Raw genomic sequence first — 20924 nt, forward strand, 5'->3', positions numbered from 1 at the left:
AACGGGTCTGCCGTTTCTCCTTTTTTGTATACCTATCGATTCGTTAACCAATTACAACCGGACCATTCTGGTTGATGCTGGAAACGTAAATTTCACTTTCAATTTGTACGCTGGCAAAGGCCCGTTGCATCGCCTCTCCCACTTTTTTAGCCGTATCCCGATCTTTGCTCAAGGCAAACATGGATGGACCTGCTCCAGAGATACTACAACCCAGAGCCCCCGCTTCAATCGCCGCGTGTTTCACCTCATCAAAACCTGGAATCAGGATGGAACGTACCGGTTCGATGATTACATCAACCAGACTGCGGGAAATCAGGCCGTAATCGCCCTTCATCAGTCCGGCTACCAGCCCCGCTACGTTACCCATCTGGGTGATGGTATTTTTCAGCGACGTTTCTTTGCGGAGAATATTGCGGGCGTCTCTGGTATTCACCTCGATTTGTGGATGGACGATGGTCGCAAATAACTCGGCGGGGGTATCAATCTTCACCACGTCGAGTTTAGGTTCGTAGCTGCGAATGGCAATAAAACCACCCAGCAAACTCGGAGCCACGTTATCGGCGTGGGGCGTACCGCTGGCAAACCGCTCGCCTTCCATGGCGAAAGGCAATAAATCAATCTGATCCATGGGTCGACCCATGAGTTCATTCAGAGCGAATACACCCGCTACGGAACTCGCAGCCGAAGAGCCCAGACCGCTACCCAGGGGCATTTTTTTCCGTAACTCGATACTAATCCCTTGGTTGGCATTGAGATGCTTGAGGTACGCCAGCATCGAAATACAGGCCGTATTTTTTTCCGGATCGAGTGACAACCGTCCCTGATCGCCTTCAATTTTTACGATTTCCAGGCCGGGCGTAACTTTTTTGCGGAGAATAATCTCATCGCCGGGGTTATCGACGGCAAAACCGAAAATGTCAAATCCGCAGGCCACGTTGGCTACGGTCGCCGGAGCGAAGACTTTGATGGATTCCATGAAGTAATTGAGCAAAACGGCCTTTTCAACGCGAGCCGTCCCAAAGATAGAGGGTGAGAAACTTCAAACAAAGGTATGGGGAAGGTTTGGGGGAGTTTGATAGGGTTTGAGAAAGTTTGAGGTTTGATACGGTTTAAGGTTTGAAAAAAGTTTAAGGCCGTTTAAGTGTGTTTAAGGTTTGAATCAATTCATCGTAGTACTAGCCTCAACCTCTAGACCTTTTAAACCTACTCAAACCACATTCAAACTACTTTAAGCTTTAAACCCTTTTCAAACCTTAAACCGTATCAAACCTTAAACTCTTTTCAAACTTCAAACCCTATCAAACCGGAATCACATCCACGCCTACTTTAAACGTCTGTTTTCCCGTACTGAAAACGATTCCCCTTAGCGGAGAGACGTCCCCGAAATCGCGACCCCAGGCGGTGGTGATGTGTTTTTCCTGCGGTACCAAGTCATTGGTAGGATCAAAATCGCACCAGCCTACACCCGGAGCGTATACCGAAACCCAGGCGTGCGTGGCATCCGAACCCTGTAGTTTGGTTTTGCCCGGCGGGGGCTGCGTTTCCAGATAACCGCTAATGTACCGGGCCGCAAAACCCAGACTGCGAAAACAGGCAATGGCCAGATGGGAAAAATCCTGACAGACCCCCTTCCGCTCTTTCAGCACGGTTTTGAGCGGCGTATGAATCGTCGTAAAGCCAGAGACGTATTTGAACTCCGTGTAAATTTTATGACAGAGCTGCCGGGCACTCTGGTAAAAGGACTGATTTTCAGAAAAACAATCGGCCCCAAAGTTGCGAATTTCTTCATCCCACTGCACAAACGAACTCGGAATCATGTATTCCAGCAACTGCGTTTTCAATGCATGATTCGTGCGTAACTGCTCCTTCACCTCCCGATTGGTCATGAATAAATCGGTAATGATCGACGAGCGGGTTTCGATCATACTCGTCGCCAGCACGGTCAGCTGCGTATGCGGCTGATGGATGGAAAAGTGGTGCAGGGTATTACCAAAGTAATCCGTCCGCTGACTAATCTCATCGGGCATCGGCGTAATCTGCAAAGCGAAATTTGTACAATTCTGACGCGGTGAAATCTTTGGCATCAGGCAGGCAATGCCGTGATAGTTATTCACATTACCCGTATACGTATACTGCGTTTGATGAACCAGTTTATAATTCATTTTCAAGGTCCATTATCGTTTCCGTAATCGAATGCTGCGTAGCCGTATGGTTAAAGTACAGATTGGCCGTAAAATCCGATACCGACAAAATCAATCCGTATACTTCCGCTAGCAGTTGATCCAGTTTTTCGTAGGGCATGGCATCGCCACTCACGGTACTCAGCTCGGCTACATCGATGAGTTGAATTTGCGTGGAAGCTCGCAATACAGCTTTCTGAGCATCATTCAACCGCTCGGAAGCGTGGGGCAACTGAGCAATGGTCTGTTCGAGGGTCTGTAACAGGTACGCTAGTGAGGAAGGCACCTGTTTATCCAGCAGAACCATATCCAGCATGTATTCCATCTCGTAATTGGACTTGTAGGCCGAACGGTAATTGACCAGAGCAAAGTGGTTCATCAACGTGGCTTCAATGAGTTCGTGCTCAATAAACCGTTCGGTTCGGGCACTGAAGATGGAACGCATGATCACAATCTTGGACAAAATGCGTTCAATCAGTTTGCCCGTTTCAAACAGTAAAAACCCGTTGTTTCGCGGTAACGATTCACTCACAATTCCATAGAATGTGAACAGGCTGTATTGCAGCGTATTCAGGGTATTCTGAATGTCGTTCGGATTCTGTTTGGGCTGAATCTGCTTGAGTTTCTGAGCAATATTTTCGATCACGTCGATGGTACGCCAGGTTACCTGATTCCAGCGTTCGCGTACGACAATCATGGCTTTCAGGAACGAGTCAATCGTGGAAGCGATCGTACCGCGTTTAGCCTCGTTGGCAATACTGTCCGTAATAATCGCAAACGGATGCTTGTATGATTCTGCGTTTTCGTTCGAAAAACCGGGCTCAATTCGAATCAGCCGGGATACGGTTTTGAGCAGGATTTCAATGTGCTCAGTCTTGGTCGTCGTCCCGAAATTCCGCTGCAGATTCAGGGAATTAAGCGTAATGATCAGAAACGTGGTTGCCGCCATGGTTCGCTCCCCGTAGCGAGCCGCCCAAAACAGATTTTCGGCACTACGACTGGGCAGGGACGTCTGGGATTTCTGGAATAACTGCCGGGGCAGCCGAATACGATCCGGAATGATTTCCGTTTCATCCGACACAATCCAGGTATCCTTGGCGATTCCGCCGTACTGATTGGAAAAGGTGAATTTATCTTTCACCGGTGAACTTCGCGTCAACCCGCCCTGCATCACCTGATACCCCGCCGGAGTGGCCGTCAGAAAGGCCCGAATGGCCGCGTACCGGGGTTCAATTCGGTCATTGACGAAAGCAGGTGTCGTTGAGAAACTGATCTCTTCCTGAGCTACGTATTCGCTCGGGTGTTGGAGGATCTGGGTTCGTAATTCCTGTAACTGATCGAACGTAAGCTGTCGTCCGTACACGGAACGGAATACCTGTTTGCGATTGGCTTTTTTAATGATGAGGCGGTGTAGATTCTCCAGCACATACTGCCGCTCTTTGGTCTGCCCACACCACCAGGTTGCTACGGACGGTAACAGCAGTTCTTCCTTCAAAAAGTACCGACTGACCGAGGGTAAAAAGGAGTTGAGAGCCGTATTCTCCAGAATACTACTTCCCGGCGGGTTAATCACCATCACATTACCATTCCGGATGACCTGTAGTAAACCGGCTACGCCCAGTTTAGAGCCGCCACGTAGTTCCAGGGGATCGCACCATTCATCGTCCACCCGGCGAATGATGATGTCCACCCGCTGCAAGCCCTCAATGGATTTCACCCAGACGTAGCCATTCTTGACGGTAAGGTCATTGCCTTGTACCAACGTAAAACCCAGGTACGAAGCCAGATACGCCTGCTCGAAGTACGTCTCGTTATTAGGGCCCGCCGTGAGATACACCACATTGAGCTGATCCGTTTTTTCCCGGAACACCCGAAAGATGGCCTGCTGAATGTGCGTAAAAAAGGGTGAAAGTCGACTAACGTACTGTCTTTCGGCTAGCTCAGGCATGACCTTGCTAATGATCTGCCGGTTTTCCAGGGCGTAACCCGAACCCGAAGGAGCCTGCGTACGGTTGTCGAGTACCCACATTCGACCGTCCGGACCACGGGCCATATCGGCGGCGTACATCACCAGCTGGTGTTCGGTGGGCAGTTTTACATCCTGACAGGGACGGAAAAAACCCGTATTCTCAAACACCAGCTCGGCGGGTAGAATCCCATCTTTCACCAGCTTGCGTTCGCCGTACATATCCCGGAAGATTAAATCCAGCAGGATGGCCCGTTGCTGCAATCCCTTCGAGATGGATTCCCATTCGGACTTCTGAATCAAAAAGGGAATGGGATCCAGTTTCCAGGGACTATTCATTCCTTTGGGATCTTCGTATACATTATACGTTACCCCGTTTTCCCGAATTTTATTCTTGATCTCCTGTAAGCGGTTCTTGAGCTCCAGGTTTCCAATTTTCTCCAACGACTGAAATAATTTCTCCCAGTGCGGCTTAATACTACCGTCGGCATTCAATATTTCATCGTAAGAACTCAGCTGCGTTCGGTATGAATCCAGCAAGGAGTGAATCGTATCTGCTACCATAATGTACACGGGCTTCTGGCCTTACTAACTGTCGATTCCAGCCCTCACCTCTGCCTTATGCCCGGCCAAAGGTACGAGTTTCCAACTACATGGTTCTGTTTCGAAACCTAGGATAAAACCAGATGTCGAAATTTTATTCTACACTCATACCATTTATTGATATATAATTTTGATTTACAAGAATATACAGGCATTTACCACTAAATCACTAGTTTGATCTGTACGTACCTACCCTTCATTCATCAATAGAATTATACCAGGGATTTTGTAAATACTTTGGATGAATGGGCCAACTAAGCCGTATCGGTTTTGATTTTGCTTACCTTTGTCGCGAATGACATCGCACGTATTTCCTGCTTCCCCCATCGTAACCCTTACTCCACCCTGAAGTAAGGCACTCCCCTTTTCTATACCCTTCCTGGATCACTCATGCCGTCGAAGCTGCTTTGCTTCGTCCGGTTTACTATTCATTTCCCATGACTACCCGATTAAACCTGTTCGACTTATCGCAAAAAGTCGACTACAAAACGGAATTGCTTTCGGGCCTTACCGTAGCCCTGGCCCTGATTCCCGAAGCCATTGCCTTTGCCCTCATTGCGGGCCTTTCACCCCTCACGGGCCTCTACGCGGCCTTTACCATGGGTTTCGTTACGTCGATTTTTGGGGGCCGCCCCGGTATGATCTCGGGAGCTACCGGAGCCGTAGCCGTGGTGATTGTCAGTCTGGCGAAATCGCACGGGGTTGAATACATTTTTGCTACCGTCGTGCTGGCCGGAGTTATTCAGATGGCGGCGGGGCTATTACGGCTGGGTAAGTTCATTCGGCTGGTACCGCACCCGGTCATGTTCGGGTTTGTGAACGGGCTGGCGATTGTGATTTTTCTCGCTCAGCTGGATCAGTTTAAAATAAGCGATGCCAGCGGCACCCTACGGTGGATGCAGGGACCAGCCTTGTGGCTCATGCTGGGACTGGTAGTACTGACCATGCTTATCATGTGGGGACTACCCAAACTTACGAAAGCGATTCCCGCCTCACTCACGGCGATTGTAGTCGTGTCGGCGGCCGTTATTGGCTTACAGATCGATACCAAAACCGTAGGCGATATTGCTTCGGTACAGGGAAGTTTGCCGCCCTTTCATATTCCGGCGGTACCTTTTTCGCTGGAAACGCTGCAACTTATTCTACCCTACTCGTTCATTGTGGCGGGTGTAGGGTTGATTGAAAGCCTGCTAACGCTTAATCTGATTGATGAAATTACCGAAACCAAAGGTCGTAGCAACAAGGAATGTATGGCTCAGGGACTTGCCAATATTGTCACCGGATTATTCTCGGGCATGGGCGGCTGTGCGATGATTGGTCAAAGTCTGATCAATATTTCTTCGGGAGCCCGGGCCCGACTATCGGGAATTGTTGCATCCGTGATGCTGCTGGTATTCATCATGTTCGGAGCCAGTTTGATTGAGCAACTACCGATGGCGGCCTTAACCGGTGTACTGATCATGGTTTGTATCGGAACCTTTGAATGGGCCAGTTTCAAAACCATCGGCAAAATGCCCACTTCCGACGTATTCGTTATCGTAGTGGTAACGCTGGTGACGGTTTTCCTGCACAATCTGGCGTTGGCCGTTGGCGTAGGCGTTGTGATTTCGGCCCTGGTGTTTGCCTGGGAAAACGCCAAACGCATTCGGGCCCGGAAGTACGTGGATGAGCAGGGAACGAAGCACTACGAGATTTTCGGTCCACTGTTTTTTGGTTCGATTCACGCCTTTAATGAAAAGTTCGACGTCAGCTCCGATCCGCAGGAAGTGGTGATTGATTTTGCGGAGAGTCGCGTAGCGGATATGTCAGCCATTGAGGCCCTGAATACGCTGACGCGTCGCTACCGGGTGGCGGGTAAAACGGTACATCTACGCCATTTGAGTCCCGATTGCCGAAAGCTTCTACAACAGGCGGAATCGATGATTGAAGTGAATATTCTGGAAGATCCGACGTATCGGGTGGCTTCGGATTTAGAGTAGAATTAATGGTTGATAGTTATTAGTTGGTGGTATGTTTCCGCTTTCGTGCTAGCGAATGAAAATGACTTGGTAGATTCCATAAAAAAGCGGGCTGATTAGAAATCAGCCCGCTTTTTTATGTTTCACTTTTTCTTAGGAAAGGTAACTGCCGATGGAAACGATGTCGGCGAATACACCGGTGGCGGTTACTTCCGCACCGGCTCCAGGACCTTTGATGACCAGCGGTCGATCGTGGTAACGCTTGGTTGTGAAAGAGATGATGTTATCGGCTCCTTCCAGCGAATACAGCGGATGCTGGGGTCCTACGGATTTCAGTCCAAGTTTGATTTTTCCGCCTTCCAGCGTCGCGATAAACCGGAGCTTCTCGCCTTTGGCATCGGCGTCATCGACCCATTTTTCGAAAACGGGATTACAGTTTTCCAGTTCAGCGAAGAAGTCGTCCACGGAGGGAGCCAGTCGGCAGCTTTCGGGCAACAGCGGCGTAATTTCAATGTCTTCGAAATCCGCCTGCATTCCGATTTCCCGGGCCAGAATCAGGATTTTCCGGGCGACATCCTGACCACTCAAATCATCGCGGGGATCGGGTTCGGTATAGCCTTTGGCTTTCGCTTCGCGAACCACTTCGGCAAAGCGTAAGCCCGGACGGAAATTATTGAAGATATAACTCAGCGTACCCGAGAATACGCCTTCGATTTTCAGGAATCGGTCACCCGAAGCAATGAGTCCCTGCAAGGTGTTAATGACGGGCAAGCCCGCTCCCACGTTGGTTTCATACAGGAATTTCACCCCTTTCTTCAGGGCCATGCGGTGACGGCGGGCGTACTCCTCGTACGGAGCGGCGTTGGCCGTTTTATTGGGCGTAACGATGGATACCGATGCTTCCAGCAATCCTTCATAGTAATCGACAATGGCTTTATTAGCCGTACAATCCACGAAGATACTGTTGGGCAGGTTCAACGCTTTTATTCGTTCGATGAAGGCCGACATATCCGCCTTTTCACCGTCAATGTCCAAACGTTCTTCCCAGTGTTCCTTTGAAATACCCCCTTCGTCAATAACCATTACCCGACTGTTCGTTACGGCAATGAGGCGAAGTTTCAGATTCCGGTATTTCCGCAGGTAACTTTCCTGCTGCGAAAGCTGATGCAACAGCGTTTTACCAATCAGTCCCGTACCCATCAGGAAGAGGTTCAGGGTTTTGACCTGATCGGCGAAGAAGCTTTCGTGAATGACATTCAGAGCTTTCGATAGATCTTTCCGCTCGATTACTACGGAAATGTTCAGCTCCGAACTGCCCTGAGCCGTTGCCACGATGTTAATCCCGTTCTTTCCGAGTACCGAGAACAAGCGACCCGACACACCCGTGTGTTGCCGCATGCCTTCACCTACGACAGCAATGACGGAAAGGTCTTCCTGAATGTCGATTCCCTCCACGTCACCGATACGGAGTTCACTGGCGAATTCCGTTTCCATGATTTCCCGTACTTTACCGGAAAACTTGGGATCAATGGCAAAGCAGATCGAGTGTTCGGAAGAGGCCTGCGAAATCAGAATCACCGAAATTTCGTGGCGGGCCAGTACCGTAAACAGCTTGGCCGATACCCCGGCTACGCCAATCATACCCGACCCCTGCAGGTTGACCAGAGCCAGATTGTCGATGGAGCTGATTCCCGTGATGGTGTACTCGTGCGGGGGAGCCTGCCGGGTTACGATGGTTCCCGGATGTGAGGGATCAAAGGTATTGAGAACCTTGATGGGAATGTTGGCTTTGAACGCCGGCGTCAGGCTGGGCGGATAAATCACCTTGGCACCAAAGTGCGTCAGTTCCATCGCCTCGGCGTAGCTGACCACCGGAATGGTAAAGGCATTGCGTACCTTCCGGGGATCGGAGGTCATCATACCCGGTACGTCCGTCCAGATTTCAATGACACTGGCGTTGAGAGCCGAACCGAAAATACTACCCGTATAATCGGAGCCACCGCGACCGAGCGTCGTCGTCACGCCATCTTCGGTTGAGCCGATAAAGCCCGTAATGAGCTGGAGGTTTTTATTCTTGGTAAAATGATGCTGAATCAGATGATTCGTCAACTCAAAGTTTACTTCGGCCTGCTGAAACGAAGCGTTCGTTTTAATCAGCTTGCGGGCATCGAGAAAATCGCAGTCGACCCCCTGATCTTTCAGCACTTCGGTCACCAGCGTCGTCGACAGGCGTTCACCGAAACTCACGAGCAGATCGGACGTACGCGGTGAAATTTCCCGAATCAGGGTAATTCCCCGCAATAAGTCTTCGAGTTCATTGAATAAACCCATGACATCGGCAATGACCCGACTCCGAAAACGTGGTCCAATGAAATGGTTAATGACTTCGAGGTGACGATCAGACGCCTTTTTCAGGACGTCCCGGTACTCGTCATTACGGGCGGCCCGGTTGCCCATTTCCAGCAACTGGTTGGTAAAGCCACCCATGGCTGAGAAAACCACGGCTATTTTTTCACCGCGTTGAAGACTATCATGAATAATGCCCAAAACCGACTCTATGGCTTTGATGCTTCCTACGGAGGTGCCGCCGAACTTTAGAACTTTCATACGCTAATCAACGACTTTACAGCCGTGCCGGATAAGTAGAGGAGCCCTTGGGGGTGACTCATAAAATAAGAGAATCGCAAAGATAACCGAGACGATTGGTTCGCAGCTGAAGAATTCTAAAAACTACGCGTTTGCCGGTACTAAACGTAGGAGAATGCGGGAGTAGAGCAAATTTCTTAGGCTAAACATCGCCTACAAATTTGGGCATCCGTAGCAAATGCTACGGATAACTTGGGAAGGCGGGATTTTTAAGGTAAGGCGATGGCTGGCTATTATTAAAAAGAAAACTTCCCGGAAGTAATGACTCCCGGGAAGTCCGTACTGGTTATGAAACGGGGCTTACGCCACTTTCTCCATTTTTTCCTCCTGATGCCACCACAGTTCCATAAAGCGGGGACCATTGTAGCGTAACCAGTCAAACGAACCTTCTTCAATGATTCGGCCCTTGTCCATGACGTAAACGTAATCGAAGTCGCGTAAGAGGTGCAGGCGGTGCAGCGAGGAGACGATCGCCTTTTCGGGAAACGCCTCGAACATCCGCTGATAAATCAACGCTTCCGTTTTTGGATCGACGCTGGACGTCGGTTCGTCGAGCAATACTACGTGACTGTGCTGAGCGGCCAGAATTCCCCGGGCCAGAGCCAGCCGCTGTTTTTGTCCACCCGACAGGTTGACTCCTTTTTCCTGAATCTGCGAGTCGAACCCCTGCGGCAGTTGCTTCACGATTTCGTGGAAATGAGCAATTTCACAGACTTCCCGCAGTTTCGCTTCCTCGAACGGCAGACCCAGCGTGATGTTATAGGCAATCGTATTTTCGAAAATTTCCGGCTCCTGCGGGAAAAGCGTTACGGAATCGTACAAGGCTCCCAAATCCGGATACAGCTCGCCATCGATGGCCATTTCGCAGCCGGGCTTGGGCTGGTACAATCCCCGCAACAGGGCGAGCAAAGTACTTTTGCCACTGCCACTTTCCCCGATCAGGGCAATGCGTTGTCCCCGCTGAATTCGCAGGTTCAGGCCTTTCAGACCCGTCACGCGTTCGTCAGACTGGTGGGAAAAATGAATATTTTTTAGCTCAATCGCCTGCCAGTCGGGAGGTATCGTTTCAATGGCTTCCGGACGGTGATTATTTTCGTAGGCCTCGGCAATGTCGTTGGCCGTTTGCAGGTCGGTATTGTAGCGAACGATGTCCGTATACTGCCAGGCTACATCCTGAAATACGCTCGTAAACTGGTTCACGTAGCCGAGCAGCGTGACCAGTCCACCCACGTAAAAAGCCTGTGACGGATCGCTGTTCTGATAAATGTAACCCAGCGTAATGACACCGTAAATCAGGCTAATCATCATTTCAGCCGTGAACCATTTCCATTCATTAATTACGACGTTTTTACGAAAGGCTGGAAACAGCTTCGATACCTTTTGCATTAGTCCGGTTTCCATACTGTTTTCCAGCCGTAAGGTAATCACGGTAAGAATGTTGGAAAGGCTGTCAAAGAGCGTGGCAGATACCTCGTGTTCACCCTCGTTGACTTCATTCAGCGTCCGAACGAAAGGCTTATCAAACATAAAAATGATGCGTAGCGTCACGATACCAATGCCTACCCCGATCATGCCAAATAGCGGGGAAAAGTACAGCATGGCTCCCAGTGACAAGGCAAACTTCATCAGGGCGTGCAGGTACGTAAAGCCGTTCTGGAAAAAGAGACGCAGGGCTTCGTAGGCCTTCCGAATCCGGTTGATCGTGGCTCCCGAGTGGTGATCTTTATGCCATTTGACGGGCAAATGCAGGGCCTGGTGGTATCGTTCCTGTAGAAAGTTACGGCTTAGATTAAAAGCCAGTTCCCGCTCTACCACGCGGGCCGGACCGTGAAACGCCCAGAAAACCAGCCGCAGACCGATATACCCCAGGATGTACCAGAGGGAATACCGCAGGGCATGCACACCGTCTTTTTGAAGCTGATTAACCAGCCAGCCCAGCATCAGGGGTAAACTGGCATTGACTAAATTGGAAAGAATAAACAGCGTATACACGCCTACATACCGGCCTCTTTCATGCCGGGCATACTGCCACGCGGTACGCAGCAGCGAAACATAAGGATTACGCATGGGGGAAAAAAGGATACCTTAAAAACGGAACGTCCGCGTATTAGCTCTGCACGCGAATCGTTCGGGAATCGTCGGGGTTAGGGATGATGGACACCAATAAAGCATCGGGGGGCCACAGGTTCGGAATCAACGAGGGCCATTCAACAAAACAGTACGCTCCTGAATCAAAATACTCTTCTACGCCCAAATCCAAGGCTTCAATTTCTGACTTAATCCGATAGAAATCAAAGTGGTACACCGTTTCACCCGCTTGGGTGGCATATTCATTCACCAAGGCAAAGGTCGGACTCTGTACGGTCTGGCTTACGCCCAGTACCCCGCACAACGCTTTGATAAAAGTGGTTTTGCCCGCTCCCATCTCGCCCTCAAATAGCCACACGGTACGCTCCTTCCCATACGCCAGCACCTGACGGGCGGTTTCTGAAAGTTCCGAAAGCGAAGGGCAATGAAATTCCTGAATCTGCATGATGGGAAAGGGCCTCAGGCCGGTACTAGGTGCTGTAAACGATCAACGATGGTAGCCACAGCCGGACAAATCGTCGTATTTGCTAACGTCAGATCCAGAATCTGAACCATTCGCCGTCGGTCGGTATGGGGGTACTCCCGACAGGCTTTGGGGCGTACTTCGTAAATCGAACAGTAGTTATCGCTGCCTAAGAAGGTACAGGGCGAACTATTGAGTACGTAGTGCCGATCTTCGTCCAGGTGTAAATATCGGTCAATCAAATCCGAGGGGCGAATCCGCAGGTGTTTGGCGATGCGGTCAATATCCGTATCCGTAAAAATGGGACTGGTCGTCTTACAGCAATTGGCACAGGCCAGACAATCGACTTCCTCAAAAACTTCTTCGTGCAATTGCTCAAAAGCTTCGTCTAATTTTTTAGGTTTACGGGCCTTGAGCCGATTTAAATACCGCTTATGTTCCGCGTAACGCTCATTCATTGTACAAAAATAATAGATTAGTTTTCAGTTTATTGTTTTCGGTTTACAGTTATTCTTTGAAAATCAGTGGCTCCTTTTCCCCAGGCCCGGGGGTATACTTTTACTAACTGAACACTGTAGACCGAAAACTGACCACTTACTGCCATGATTCGTACTGCTCTTGCTGGTTTCGGAGATTCTGCTCATTATCTCCACGCCCCCTTTATTCTGGCGAATCCCGCCTTTCAACTTACGCACGTCTTCGAACGTTCCAAAAACCGGGCAGCGGAGGCTTATCCTTTTTTGCAGACGGTACGTACGTTTGAAGCTCTGCTGGAAAACCCGGAGATCGATCTGATCATCATCAATACGCCCAACGATACCCACGCGGACTATACCCGAAAAGCGTTGCAGGCGGGCAAACACGTCGTTGTGGAAAAGCCCTTCACGCCTACTGTCGAAGAAGCCGAAGAACTGATTGAGCTGGCTCGGGAACAAAACCGGGTACTCAGCGTATACCATAACCGTCGCTGGGACAGTGATTTCCGTACGGTCCAACAGGTACTGGAATCCGGCGAACTGGGCGAAGTGCATACCTACGAAGCTCACTTCGACCGGTATAAGCCCGTTTTAAATCCAAAAGCCTGGAAAGAAACCAATTCTGCCGGTAGTGGAACTCTTTACGATCTGGGTTCGCACATTCTGGATCAGGTTCTGGTACTGTTCGGTCGTCCGCAATCGGTATGGGCCAACATTTGGACGCAACGGGAAGGCTCCCAGATTGATGATGCTTTTGATTTACACTTGAATTACGGTCGGTTACGGGTACGCTTACGTTCAAGTCTGCTCGTGCAGGAGCCTGCTCCCCGCTATACGCTGCATGGTACGCACGGGAGTTTTCTCAAACCGGGTATTGATATTCAGGAAGATCAGTTGAAGGCGGGTGAGATCATGCCGGGTCACCCCAACTTTGGTGTAGAACCCGAATCACTCTGGGGCTTGCTGCATACGGATGTAGACGGACAGAGCATTTCCCGAAAAATGGAAAGCTTACCCGGTGACTGGGGCATTTTCTACCAAAACGTAGCGGATGCCATTACCGATGATGCCGAATTGTTTGTGAAACCCGAGCAGATGGTTACGCAGTTGAAAGTCATCGAAGCGGCTTTTCAAAGTACACAAACGGGCCAGACCGTTCATTTGTCCTAAATTTTATTTCCTTCCCGAAAGTGCTGACTTTCGGGGAGTTACTCTTCTTGAGCGTACTCTTTACACACATCCCTACGTCAATTAATGACTTTTTAAGGAATTCCCAGCACCATTTCGCACTGCGAATAGTTATACTTATATCGTGAAATGGAGTTATGGAAACAGTTCATACTGAGAATATTTCAATTCGTACCCACTCATTATCCAATCTTTGGCGTACGGCTGAGCGTGGCGGTTATCCGGCAGCCTTGTGGCGATTACCGCGAGCTTCAGAAAAACAGCTGATTATTGATTTATCGAGCGAAGACCGTCGTCTGAAAGCCGATCTGGAAGAATTGCCTGCTGGGTTTGCCATCAGTCCTTTTCTAAATCCGGAAGGCGAGCAGACGCGTTTTTTGCGGGCTGATCTTTACTTTTCGTTTGATGCGGAAGAAACCCTGATTGCCGAAGAAATCACTGCATCGGCAGATTTCTGGCGTATTCAGGCGTTTGAAGATGATGCCGACGATGATTCCGAAGACGTACCCGAGTATCACCTGAAACCCATTCCAATGGACGGAAATGCGGGTTCGGAACGGGAGAAGTTCGAGGAAGCCGTTCGGCAGGCCGTTACGGAAATGAAGCTCGGAGCTTTTCAGAAGGTCGTCCTTTCCCGGCGTAAATGGGTGGAACTGCCTGCCCGTTTTGATCACGTGGCTGCCTTTCATCGACTTTGCGAAACCTATCCTAATGCGTTTATTTCGCTCGTTTCCTTACCGGAGTCGGGTTGCGTCTGGCTGGGAGCAACGCCCGAAGTGCTCGTCAGTCAGGATCAACAGGGCATCTTTCGAACGATGTCGCTGGCGGGTACACAATCCGCAACGGACGCTCGGCAGCAACCCGTTTCCCTGGAACATGCCCGGTGGTCGGACAAGGAGATTGAAGAACACGCGTTGGTGAGCCGGTATATCATTGAGTGTTTTAAGAAAATTAGGTTGCGGGAATACCAGGAAAGTGGCCCCAAAACGGTCAAAGCCGGTAACCTCCTGCACCTGCGTACGGATTTTCAGGTGGATACCCAGGCCGTTAATTTTCCGCAGTTGGGCACGGTTATGCTGGATTTGCTGCACCCCACTTCGGCGGTTTGCGGTACGCCGAAATCCTCGGCCCTTCGCTTCATCGAACATTACGAAAACTACGACCGAAGCTATTACAGTGGCTTCCTCGGTCCGATTAATATTCACAACGAATCCCATTTGTTCGTCAACTTACGGACCATGCAGATGGAAGGCGATCAGGCCGTTTTATACGCCGGAGCGGGCATTACAGAAAACTCAATTCCGGAACAGGAATGGCACGAAACTGAAATGAAATGCCAGACCTTACTCGCCGCCCTGGCCTTGTAAGTACCTTACGATTTTAACGCAAAGCGGCCCGAACCAAAGTTCGGGCCGCTTTTATTTTCAGGGCTTATAGGCTTCCGTCGTACGGGCGGGTTGCCGGGTCGTATCGGGTCGGGTTGTATCCGTTGGAGTCACGGCGGACGGTGTTACTTTTTTCTTCGGGAAGAAATAATTGAAGCTTTTCGTATACAGTACACTACCCCCTACCGTCGGCGTATTCTGGTTGATGGTACTTTGCAGGAATGTGTTTTGCGGGAAACGGCTAAAGGCTTTCAATCGCCAGCGGGCGTCGGGTGTTACAGTCCATTCCGCGGCCCAGTCGCCAATGAGGTTCGCATTCTGCGTGCTGTACACCGATGAAAACCCACCGTCCCGACTAATCGTCAGGCCATTCCCGAAATTATACGATACGCGGGCCCGAAGCTGATCGGCCAGGTTTTGATTCGAACCAATCACGTTCACGGTATTGATATCCACTTCCACGCCATTGGCTACTTTGGAAAGGATGTCACTCAGCACGCTGGTACCTGTTTCCGCCAGCAAATTCAGTACGTTGATGTCGCGGAACGCCTGCGAGTTCTGCGGAATCAGTCGTCCCGAAAACAGGATACTACTCACCTGATTGTTTAGCTCCTGCTCATCATTGGCAATGCGGGCTTCAAAAGCCTGTACTGAACCGGAGAACTGTGGTTCCAGTGGGTATTCTTTAATTTTTAACCCAAAGCCAACGTTTGGCTTCATCAGCCGATCTTTCAAACTGATCGTCACCTCCACCGGATACGCCCGCCGGGCCTGAGCCGAAGAAGTCTGATCATTGCTCAGGTTCATGATGGGCGTCAGGGAAGTGAGTTTGGTATACGAAGCTTTAACGTCCACGTAGGCTTCATAGGGATCGCCGTACCAGCTAATGCGACTGTTGGGCTGAATGGCAAATTCCTTGGAAACCAGTGCTTCGTACTTGTAATAGTACTTCCCTTTTTCCAGCTCATACGTTCCCCGCATGGCGAATTCGCCTTTCGTATCTACTTCCAGATTCAGGTTACTGTGTCCGTAGGCCTCCAGTCGGTCACCCGTTCGACGATCGAGTAGCAGAATACATTTGGCATCGGGCGTAATATTGAAGTTGAAGTCCATTCGAATGCCCGTACGCACCTTACGGGGCAAATTCAGGTCCTCTTCCTTCTTCTTAATGGCCAGATTTACAAACTGGATGTAATCCGTGTTACTTACCTCCGAAGCATTATCAATCGGAATGGTGATTTCTGTACCGGGTCGAGTGGTGGCGTTGGATTTTACGATCAGGTTATCCAGTGAACCCACACTTTCCACGCTCACATCGCCCGTTACGTAAGCTTTACCATAAAAAAGTTTGTTATCCTTACTGGTCGTATTGAGCACTTTAAAGTTTTTCAGATTAGCCTTTAAATCCATGGCGTAACTGCCATTACCGCCCGAATACATGCCCAGCCGGAGCTTACCCGTATTGCCTTCTTCGTCACTTATGCCCATCTGGGCCTGAATTTCGCCCCCCCGGAAACGGATGGTATCGGAAAAAGCCAGCCGTACGCCCAGATAATCGAAGCGAAGTTGTCCACGTTTCACGTCTACCAATCCCCCCAGTTTCGGATCGCGGGGGGTACCACGGATCAGGAGTTTCCCACTGGCCTGTCCTTTGATTTCCGAGAAAAGGTCTTCCGTAAACGGTTCAAAAATCTGTAAGTCAGTTCGGTTCAGCGTGGCAACGAGGTCAAGCGAATTGTCATCCTGCTCGGGCGAGTACGTCCCCTTTACGTTTAGAATCGGGTTGTTCATCCGATCGACGCCCATATTGATATTTACCCGTTGATTGGTACGGTCCCACTGCGACGAAGCCGTTACGTTGCCAATCAGAAAACCTTTATATACGAGTTCATCCACGTTCAGGTTACCGTCCAGATTAATGTTTTCGTAGGCATCTCGCATGGATAATTCTCCATTGAGCGTCCCTTTCACGTTTACCTGTAAAATCGGTTGGAGCGTAGCCAGGTTAAAGTCCTGAGCCTTGAGGGAAAGGGTTTGTAGTGGATCCCTGGAAACCAAGCCGTTAATGGCAATCGACTGCTCCACATTGCGGAAGGTCAGATCACTGACCTGAATAGTTGAACCCGTCAGCCGAATCCGGTTCTCTGTATTCACGTTCCAGTCCTGATCCAGAATCCGGACCCGGGAACGGCGAAAGTGCAGATCGGTCCCTTCCGGCCGGAAAAAAATATCCCCGTTCAGGTTAAGTCGGTTGGTACTTTGCTGTTGCCGTAGACGACTGGTAAAGGCAATGTGATCTTTTTCCCAGGAAGCTTCCACCTGTAAGGCTTCCGTTGGGGCCGCTGAATAGATTTGCTGCTGTTGGGAGGTAATGACTGCTGAAGCCAATACGTCGTTCTGATTAGCGTATTTGGACGTGTTGAGGTCTACTTCGGAGTGGTAGAACTTATACTTTTCAATCAGTAACGTATCAACTTTGGCGTTCAGCGAAAATACCGATGTCGCTCCCATCGTAAAGGCTCCTTCTACCCGCGTATTCGGCGAAAGATAGCCGCCGGGATACAGAAAAGCCATCAGCGGTCGGGCGTCTTTAAAGTCAACGGAGTAATCCAGACTGTAGCGGTCGATGATGGACGACTTTTTGGCTTTTCGGCGGTAATAGTCCTGTCGGGTGGAGTCCAGTTCCGTGAAATAAATTTTGTACTCTTCTACCAGATTGGGTAAGTCTTTCAGGGCTTGTGACAAGGCAAAGGGCCCCTCGACAGTGGCATTCAGAATATCCGTTTGCAGGGAAATATACCGACTGCTTACGGGTTTGGGTACGAAGAGATACAGCGTATCAATGAGCAGGTTCCGGTCGCCTTCTTCGAGCATTCGCGTCAGATACGTATTTTTCAGGCGGGCGACGCCGTACATCTGATCCAGCTCAAGCCCCGTCCAGACGACGTGCACTTCCGATTGTAACCGCATGTCTTCTTCGGATACACCCAGCGGATGCAACATGGCCCGGCTGATGGTGCCGTCAATGTCGAAGTAGTTGCGTTTCTGACGCAGGTCGGCTTTCCCTTCCAGATCGAATACCAGATTGGTATCCTTCATGGCTACTTTTCCCTCAAACAACCCGAGTTGCAAGGCTCCGTCCACGCGGATATTCCGGTAGTTATAACCCTGGAATCCAACCTGTTTAACGTCCGTATTAAGCCTGACTGTTGCCGTTTCTTTATCGAATCCGGCCCCTTCAATCTGGCCCTTCAAATCAATCGTTTGGAGCAGTTTGGGATCTTTAATTAAATCGCCCAGGGCAAAATCGGCGAGTTCAATATTGCCTTTGTACGTTGAATTTTCGATGTCATCGGCAATCTTCATACTCAGGTCAGGCACGATCGTGCCGAGTCCGGTTTTCAGGATTCCCTTCGCCCGAAAATCATTGTAACGACCCGCGAAAAGTCCCTGATAATCCAGCGTACCAAATTCTTTAATGGTTTCTTCGGCGGTTTTTCCCGTATACTGAGCCAAATCCTGAGCGTTCGTTACAAACTGACTCAGGCGAAAATCCATATCCGACGTTTCAAAATCGGGTAAGCCTTTAAAGGCAAACGTACCCGCCGCCCGACTTTGCTTGCCGTAACGCAGGTCGGTAGCGTTGAAAACAAAATCCCGAACGGTTCCGTCGAAGTGTCCCGACGCCTGCCAGCGGTCGTTAAACTGGTATAAGGAGGAGGCAAAGCGGGCCAGGTCATTGGCATAAACGACGCTTTGACTGAGATCGGCAATGATGCGTACCTTCTCGTTAAAGTCACCTAAATCCCGGCTTCTTTTGTATCGGAATTCGATATGTTTACGCAGCGTCGAACGATTGACGTGTACGAGTAGATTTTCAAACCGCATCTGCTGGGCGGAGAAAAAGAACTTCGTATCGAACTTATGAATACGCAACTGAGCGACGCGGTCAATCCCCCGTAACTGCGTAATGTCGGCAGCAATGGTATCTGCAAAAACCAGGAAGTTTTTAACGTTGCCGTTTAGCTCATGAATGACAAAGTGATTGTAATCAAAGGTGCCTTTTCGTCGGAAAGGTTCTTTGCGGGGATCGTCGTAGTGAAATTCTCCCCCTTCCACCAAGCCCTCGCCAATGGTGAAGGGAATTACTTTCGGCGGGCCTTTCCGAGGCGTTTTAGGAGCCGTAAGCCGGTCGATGGCATTGATGAAACCATCGATGTTTAAATCCCCGTTGGGTTGTACGACCAATCGGACGTCGGGACCCACCAGTTTGACCTGATCGAGATGGATGTTGGTACTGGCCGAATCAATGAGTTTGAATAACGCCAGATTGACTTCTAATCGCTTGACGTCAATCATGGGTTTACGAAGCGTATCCGGAATGGAAACCTGTTCCAGAATAAGATTATCGGGAAAGCGATAATTCACGCGGCCAATGCTAACGGGATAGTGCGTCTGCTCGTAGAACCACTCCGTAACGTATCGCGTCAGCCTGGTCTGAATGGCTGGAATGCGTAGAAAGGCCATCAGGCTAATCGTAAACCCAAACGCCAGCGTGAGGATTATGGTCGCGTTACGGAGTACAATGGGGGATTCCCGGGCGATGCGAGGCAGGACCCAGGCCCGTAGCCGGGGAACAAAAATTAATAAAAGTACTCCGAGGGTAAACAGGGGTAAGCCGATGAACAGCAGTTTACGTTCCAGATTCTCCTGCTCGGCTTCGGTAAACGTAACCCACGAAAACCGAACTGCTATCGCTAGCCCGATGAAAGCTACCAACGCCAGGGTTAGCAGGGTTCGAAGGGTGAAACGGAGGAGCGATCGCATCATGGGAAATCGGTACAAAAAGCTAAAGTTATACAGGGATCACGTGACAAAACCTGTCATTTGAACGTTTACCCCGTACTTTTGTTGACTAAATACTTATTTAAAATTACAAACCACCCCGCTTGTTCGGGTCGTTTCGCTCTCTATGGTCTTACTCGCCATTGAATCTTCCTGCGATGAAAGTTCAGCTGCCGTACTGATTGATGGTCAGGTTCGTTCGAACGTCGTTGCTACGCAATTAATTCACCAGCAATACGGCGGTGTAGTACCGGAGTTGGCTTCACGGGCTCACCAGCAACACATTGTCTCAGTCGTAACCGAAGCTCTAACGCGGGCCGAAGTTACAAAAAATGACCTGAACGTCATTGCTTTTACCCGTGGTCCGGGATTACTGGGTGCCCTCTTGGTAGGTACCTCCTTTGCCAAATCACTGGCTCTGGGACTAAACATTCCGCTGGTCGATGTGCATCACATGCAGGCCCACGTACTGGCTCATTTTCTGCAAGATCCGCACCCTTCATTTCCTTTTTTGTGTCTGACCGTATCGGGTGGACATACGCAGATTGTCCTCATTCGGGATTACCTGGACATGGAAGTCATCGGCGAAACCCAGGATGATGCGGTCGGCGAAGCCTTCGACAAAACGGCCAAACTGCTGAATCTGCCCTACCCCGGCGGCCCTTTGATTGACAAATACGCTCAAACGGGTAATCCTGACCGCTTTGCTTTACCCGACGTAGATACACCCGGCCTGAATTATTCCTTCTCGGGTATCAAAACGGCCATCCTGTATTTTCTTAGGAAAGAAACGGCTCAGAATCCGAACTTCATCGAAGAAAACCTGGCCGATATTTGTGCCTCCGTACAGGCCACGCTCATCCGAATCTTACTGACCAAACTAAAACGGGCCGCCCGCGAAACCGGCATTAAGGAAATTGCCATTGCCGGTGGTGTTTCGGCGAACTCGGGTTTACGCAGGGAATTGCAGCAAACGGGAGAGAAACTCGGCTGGAACGTGTACATTCCTAACTTCGAGTACTGCACCGATAATGCGGCTATGATTGGTATGGCCGGGCATTATAAGGCGTTACGGGGCGAGTTTTGCCCGCAGACCGTATCTCCGCTGCCCCGGATGGAATGGTAA

The 20924-nt window shown here is 50.0% G+C and carries 12 protein-coding genes; 4 read left to right on the top strand and 8 right to left on the bottom strand.

The window, feature by feature from the left end; all coding sequences use genetic code 11:
• Positions 1 to 43 precede the first annotated feature (43 nt).
• The 3 genes from BWI97_RS00335 to BWI97_RS00345 all read right to left on the bottom strand — a co-directional run bounded on the left by BWI97_RS00335 (position 44) and on the right by BWI97_RS00345 (position 4710).
• Entirely contained in the window at positions 44 to 976 is a 933-nt protein-coding gene (locus BWI97_RS00335; protein ID WP_094816684.1) for a homoserine kinase, read from the bottom strand.
• A gap of 322 nt (positions 977 to 1298) precedes the next feature.
• Positions 1299 to 2162, bottom strand: a complete 864-nt coding sequence (locus BWI97_RS00340) for a transglutaminase family protein (RefSeq protein ID WP_102199619.1) — start codon at positions 2160 to 2162, stop codon at positions 1299 to 1301.
• The gene (locus BWI97_RS00345) at positions 2152 to 4710 is read right to left on the bottom strand and encodes a circularly permuted type 2 ATP-grasp protein (protein ID WP_102199620.1); all 2559 of its coding nucleotides are present in this window, start codon (positions 4708 to 4710) and stop codon (positions 2152 to 2154) included. The genes BWI97_RS00340 and BWI97_RS00345 overlap by 11 nt, the downstream gene beginning before the upstream one ends.
• A gap of 476 nt (positions 4711 to 5186) precedes the next feature.
• On the opposite strand from BWI97_RS00345, the gene BWI97_RS00350 reads away from it, so the two are divergent.
• Positions 5187 to 6728 carry a SulP family inorganic anion transporter gene (locus tag BWI97_RS00350; RefSeq protein WP_102199721.1) on the top strand — a complete coding sequence of 514 codons (1542 nt, stop codon included), beginning with the start codon at positions 5187 to 5189 and terminating at the stop codon, positions 6726 to 6728.
• A 132-nt stretch (positions 6729 to 6860) separates the two neighbouring features.
• Here BWI97_RS00350 and thrA read toward each other — a convergent pair whose 3' ends face one another.
• The 4 genes from thrA to BWI97_RS00370 form a co-directional block, all read right to left on the bottom strand.
• On the bottom strand, positions 6861 to 9314 hold the full coding sequence (thrA, locus tag BWI97_RS00355) for a bifunctional aspartate kinase/homoserine dehydrogenase I (RefSeq protein WP_102199621.1): 2454 nt from the start codon (positions 9312 to 9314) through the stop codon (positions 6861 to 6863).
• A gap of 339 nt (positions 9315 to 9653) precedes the next feature.
• Positions 9654 to 11420, bottom strand: coding sequence for an ABC transporter ATP-binding protein (locus BWI97_RS00360; protein ID WP_102199622.1), 1767 nt, complete (start codon positions 11418 to 11420; stop codon positions 9654 to 9656).
• 40 nt (positions 11421 to 11460) lie between these two features.
• Positions 11461 to 11886 carry a tRNA (adenosine(37)-N6)-threonylcarbamoyltransferase complex ATPase subunit type 1 TsaE gene (gene tsaE / locus BWI97_RS00365; RefSeq protein WP_094816674.1) on the bottom strand — a complete coding sequence of 142 codons (426 nt, stop codon included), beginning with the start codon at positions 11884 to 11886 and terminating at the stop codon, positions 11461 to 11463.
• Between the two features lie 14 nt (positions 11887 to 11900).
• Positions 11901 to 12362, bottom strand: coding sequence for a YkgJ family cysteine cluster protein (locus BWI97_RS00370; protein WP_094816672.1), 462 nt, complete (start codon positions 12360 to 12362; stop codon positions 11901 to 11903).
• A 144-nt stretch (positions 12363 to 12506) separates the two neighbouring features.
• On the opposite strand from BWI97_RS00370, the gene BWI97_RS00375 reads away from it, so the two are divergent.
• Positions 12507 to 13550: a Gfo/Idh/MocA family oxidoreductase gene (locus BWI97_RS00375; protein ID WP_102199623.1), complete on the top strand. Its 1044-nt coding sequence runs from the start codon at positions 12507 to 12509 to the stop codon at positions 13548 to 13550.
• 155 nt (positions 13551 to 13705) lie between these two features.
• Positions 13706 to 14935, top strand: coding sequence for a chorismate-binding protein (locus tag BWI97_RS00380; protein WP_102199624.1), 1230 nt, complete (start codon positions 13706 to 13708; stop codon positions 14933 to 14935).
• 57 nt (positions 14936 to 14992) lie between these two features.
• Here BWI97_RS00380 and BWI97_RS00385 read toward each other — a convergent pair whose 3' ends face one another.
• Positions 14993 to 19783 carry a translocation/assembly module TamB domain-containing protein gene (locus BWI97_RS00385; RefSeq protein WP_102199625.1) on the bottom strand — a complete coding sequence of 1597 codons (4791 nt, stop codon included), beginning with the start codon at positions 19781 to 19783 and terminating at the stop codon, positions 14993 to 14995.
• A gap of 142 nt (positions 19784 to 19925) precedes the next feature.
• Between BWI97_RS00385 and tsaD the strand changes: the two genes are divergently transcribed.
• Positions 19926 to 20924, top strand: coding sequence for a tRNA (adenosine(37)-N6)-threonylcarbamoyltransferase complex transferase subunit TsaD (tsaD, locus tag BWI97_RS00390; protein WP_102199626.1), 999 nt, complete (start codon positions 19926 to 19928; stop codon positions 20922 to 20924).

The sequence above is a fragment of the Siphonobacter sp. BAB-5405 genome (genome assembly GCF_002872335.1).
Classification (GTDB): Bacteria; Bacteroidota; Bacteroidia; order Cytophagales; family Spirosomataceae; genus Siphonobacter.

What these genes read in the sequence shown, in the direction of transcription:
- BWI97_RS00335 (WP_094816684.1), bottom strand. Translation starts at nt 976, where the DNA reads ATGGAATCCATCAAAGTCTTCGCTCCGGCGACCGTAGCCAACGTGGCC.
- BWI97_RS00340 (WP_102199619.1), bottom strand. Translation starts at nt 2,162, where the DNA reads ATGAATTATAAACTGGTTCATCAAACGCAGTATACGTATACGGGTAAT.
- BWI97_RS00345 (WP_102199620.1), bottom strand. Translation starts at nt 4,710, where the DNA reads ATGGTAGCAGATACGATTCACTCCTTGCTGGATTCATACCGAACGCAG.
- BWI97_RS00350 (WP_102199721.1), top strand. Translation starts at nt 5,187, where the DNA reads ATGACTACCCGATTAAACCTGTTCGACTTATCGCAAAAAGTCGACTAC.
- thrA (WP_102199621.1), bottom strand. Translation starts at nt 9,314, where the DNA reads ATGAAAGTTCTAAAGTTCGGCGGCACCTCCGTAGGAAGCATCAAAGCC.
- BWI97_RS00360 (WP_102199622.1), bottom strand. Translation starts at nt 11,420, where the DNA reads ATGCGTAATCCTTATGTTTCGCTGCTGCGTACCGCGTGGCAGTATGCC.
- tsaE (WP_094816674.1), bottom strand. Translation starts at nt 11,886, where the DNA reads ATGCAGATTCAGGAATTTCATTGCCCTTCGCTTTCGGAACTTTCAGAA.
- BWI97_RS00370 (WP_094816672.1), bottom strand. Translation starts at nt 12,362, where the DNA reads ATGAATGAGCGTTACGCGGAACATAAGCGGTATTTAAATCGGCTCAAG.
- BWI97_RS00375 (WP_102199623.1), top strand. Translation starts at nt 12,507, where the DNA reads ATGATTCGTACTGCTCTTGCTGGTTTCGGAGATTCTGCTCATTATCTC.
- BWI97_RS00380 (WP_102199624.1), top strand. Translation starts at nt 13,706, where the DNA reads ATGGAAACAGTTCATACTGAGAATATTTCAATTCGTACCCACTCATTA.
- BWI97_RS00385 (WP_102199625.1), bottom strand. Translation starts at nt 19,783, where the DNA reads ATGATGCGATCGCTCCTCCGTTTCACCCTTCGAACCCTGCTAACCCTG.
- tsaD (WP_102199626.1), top strand. Translation starts at nt 19,926, where the DNA reads ATGGTCTTACTCGCCATTGAATCTTCCTGCGATGAAAGTTCAGCTGCC.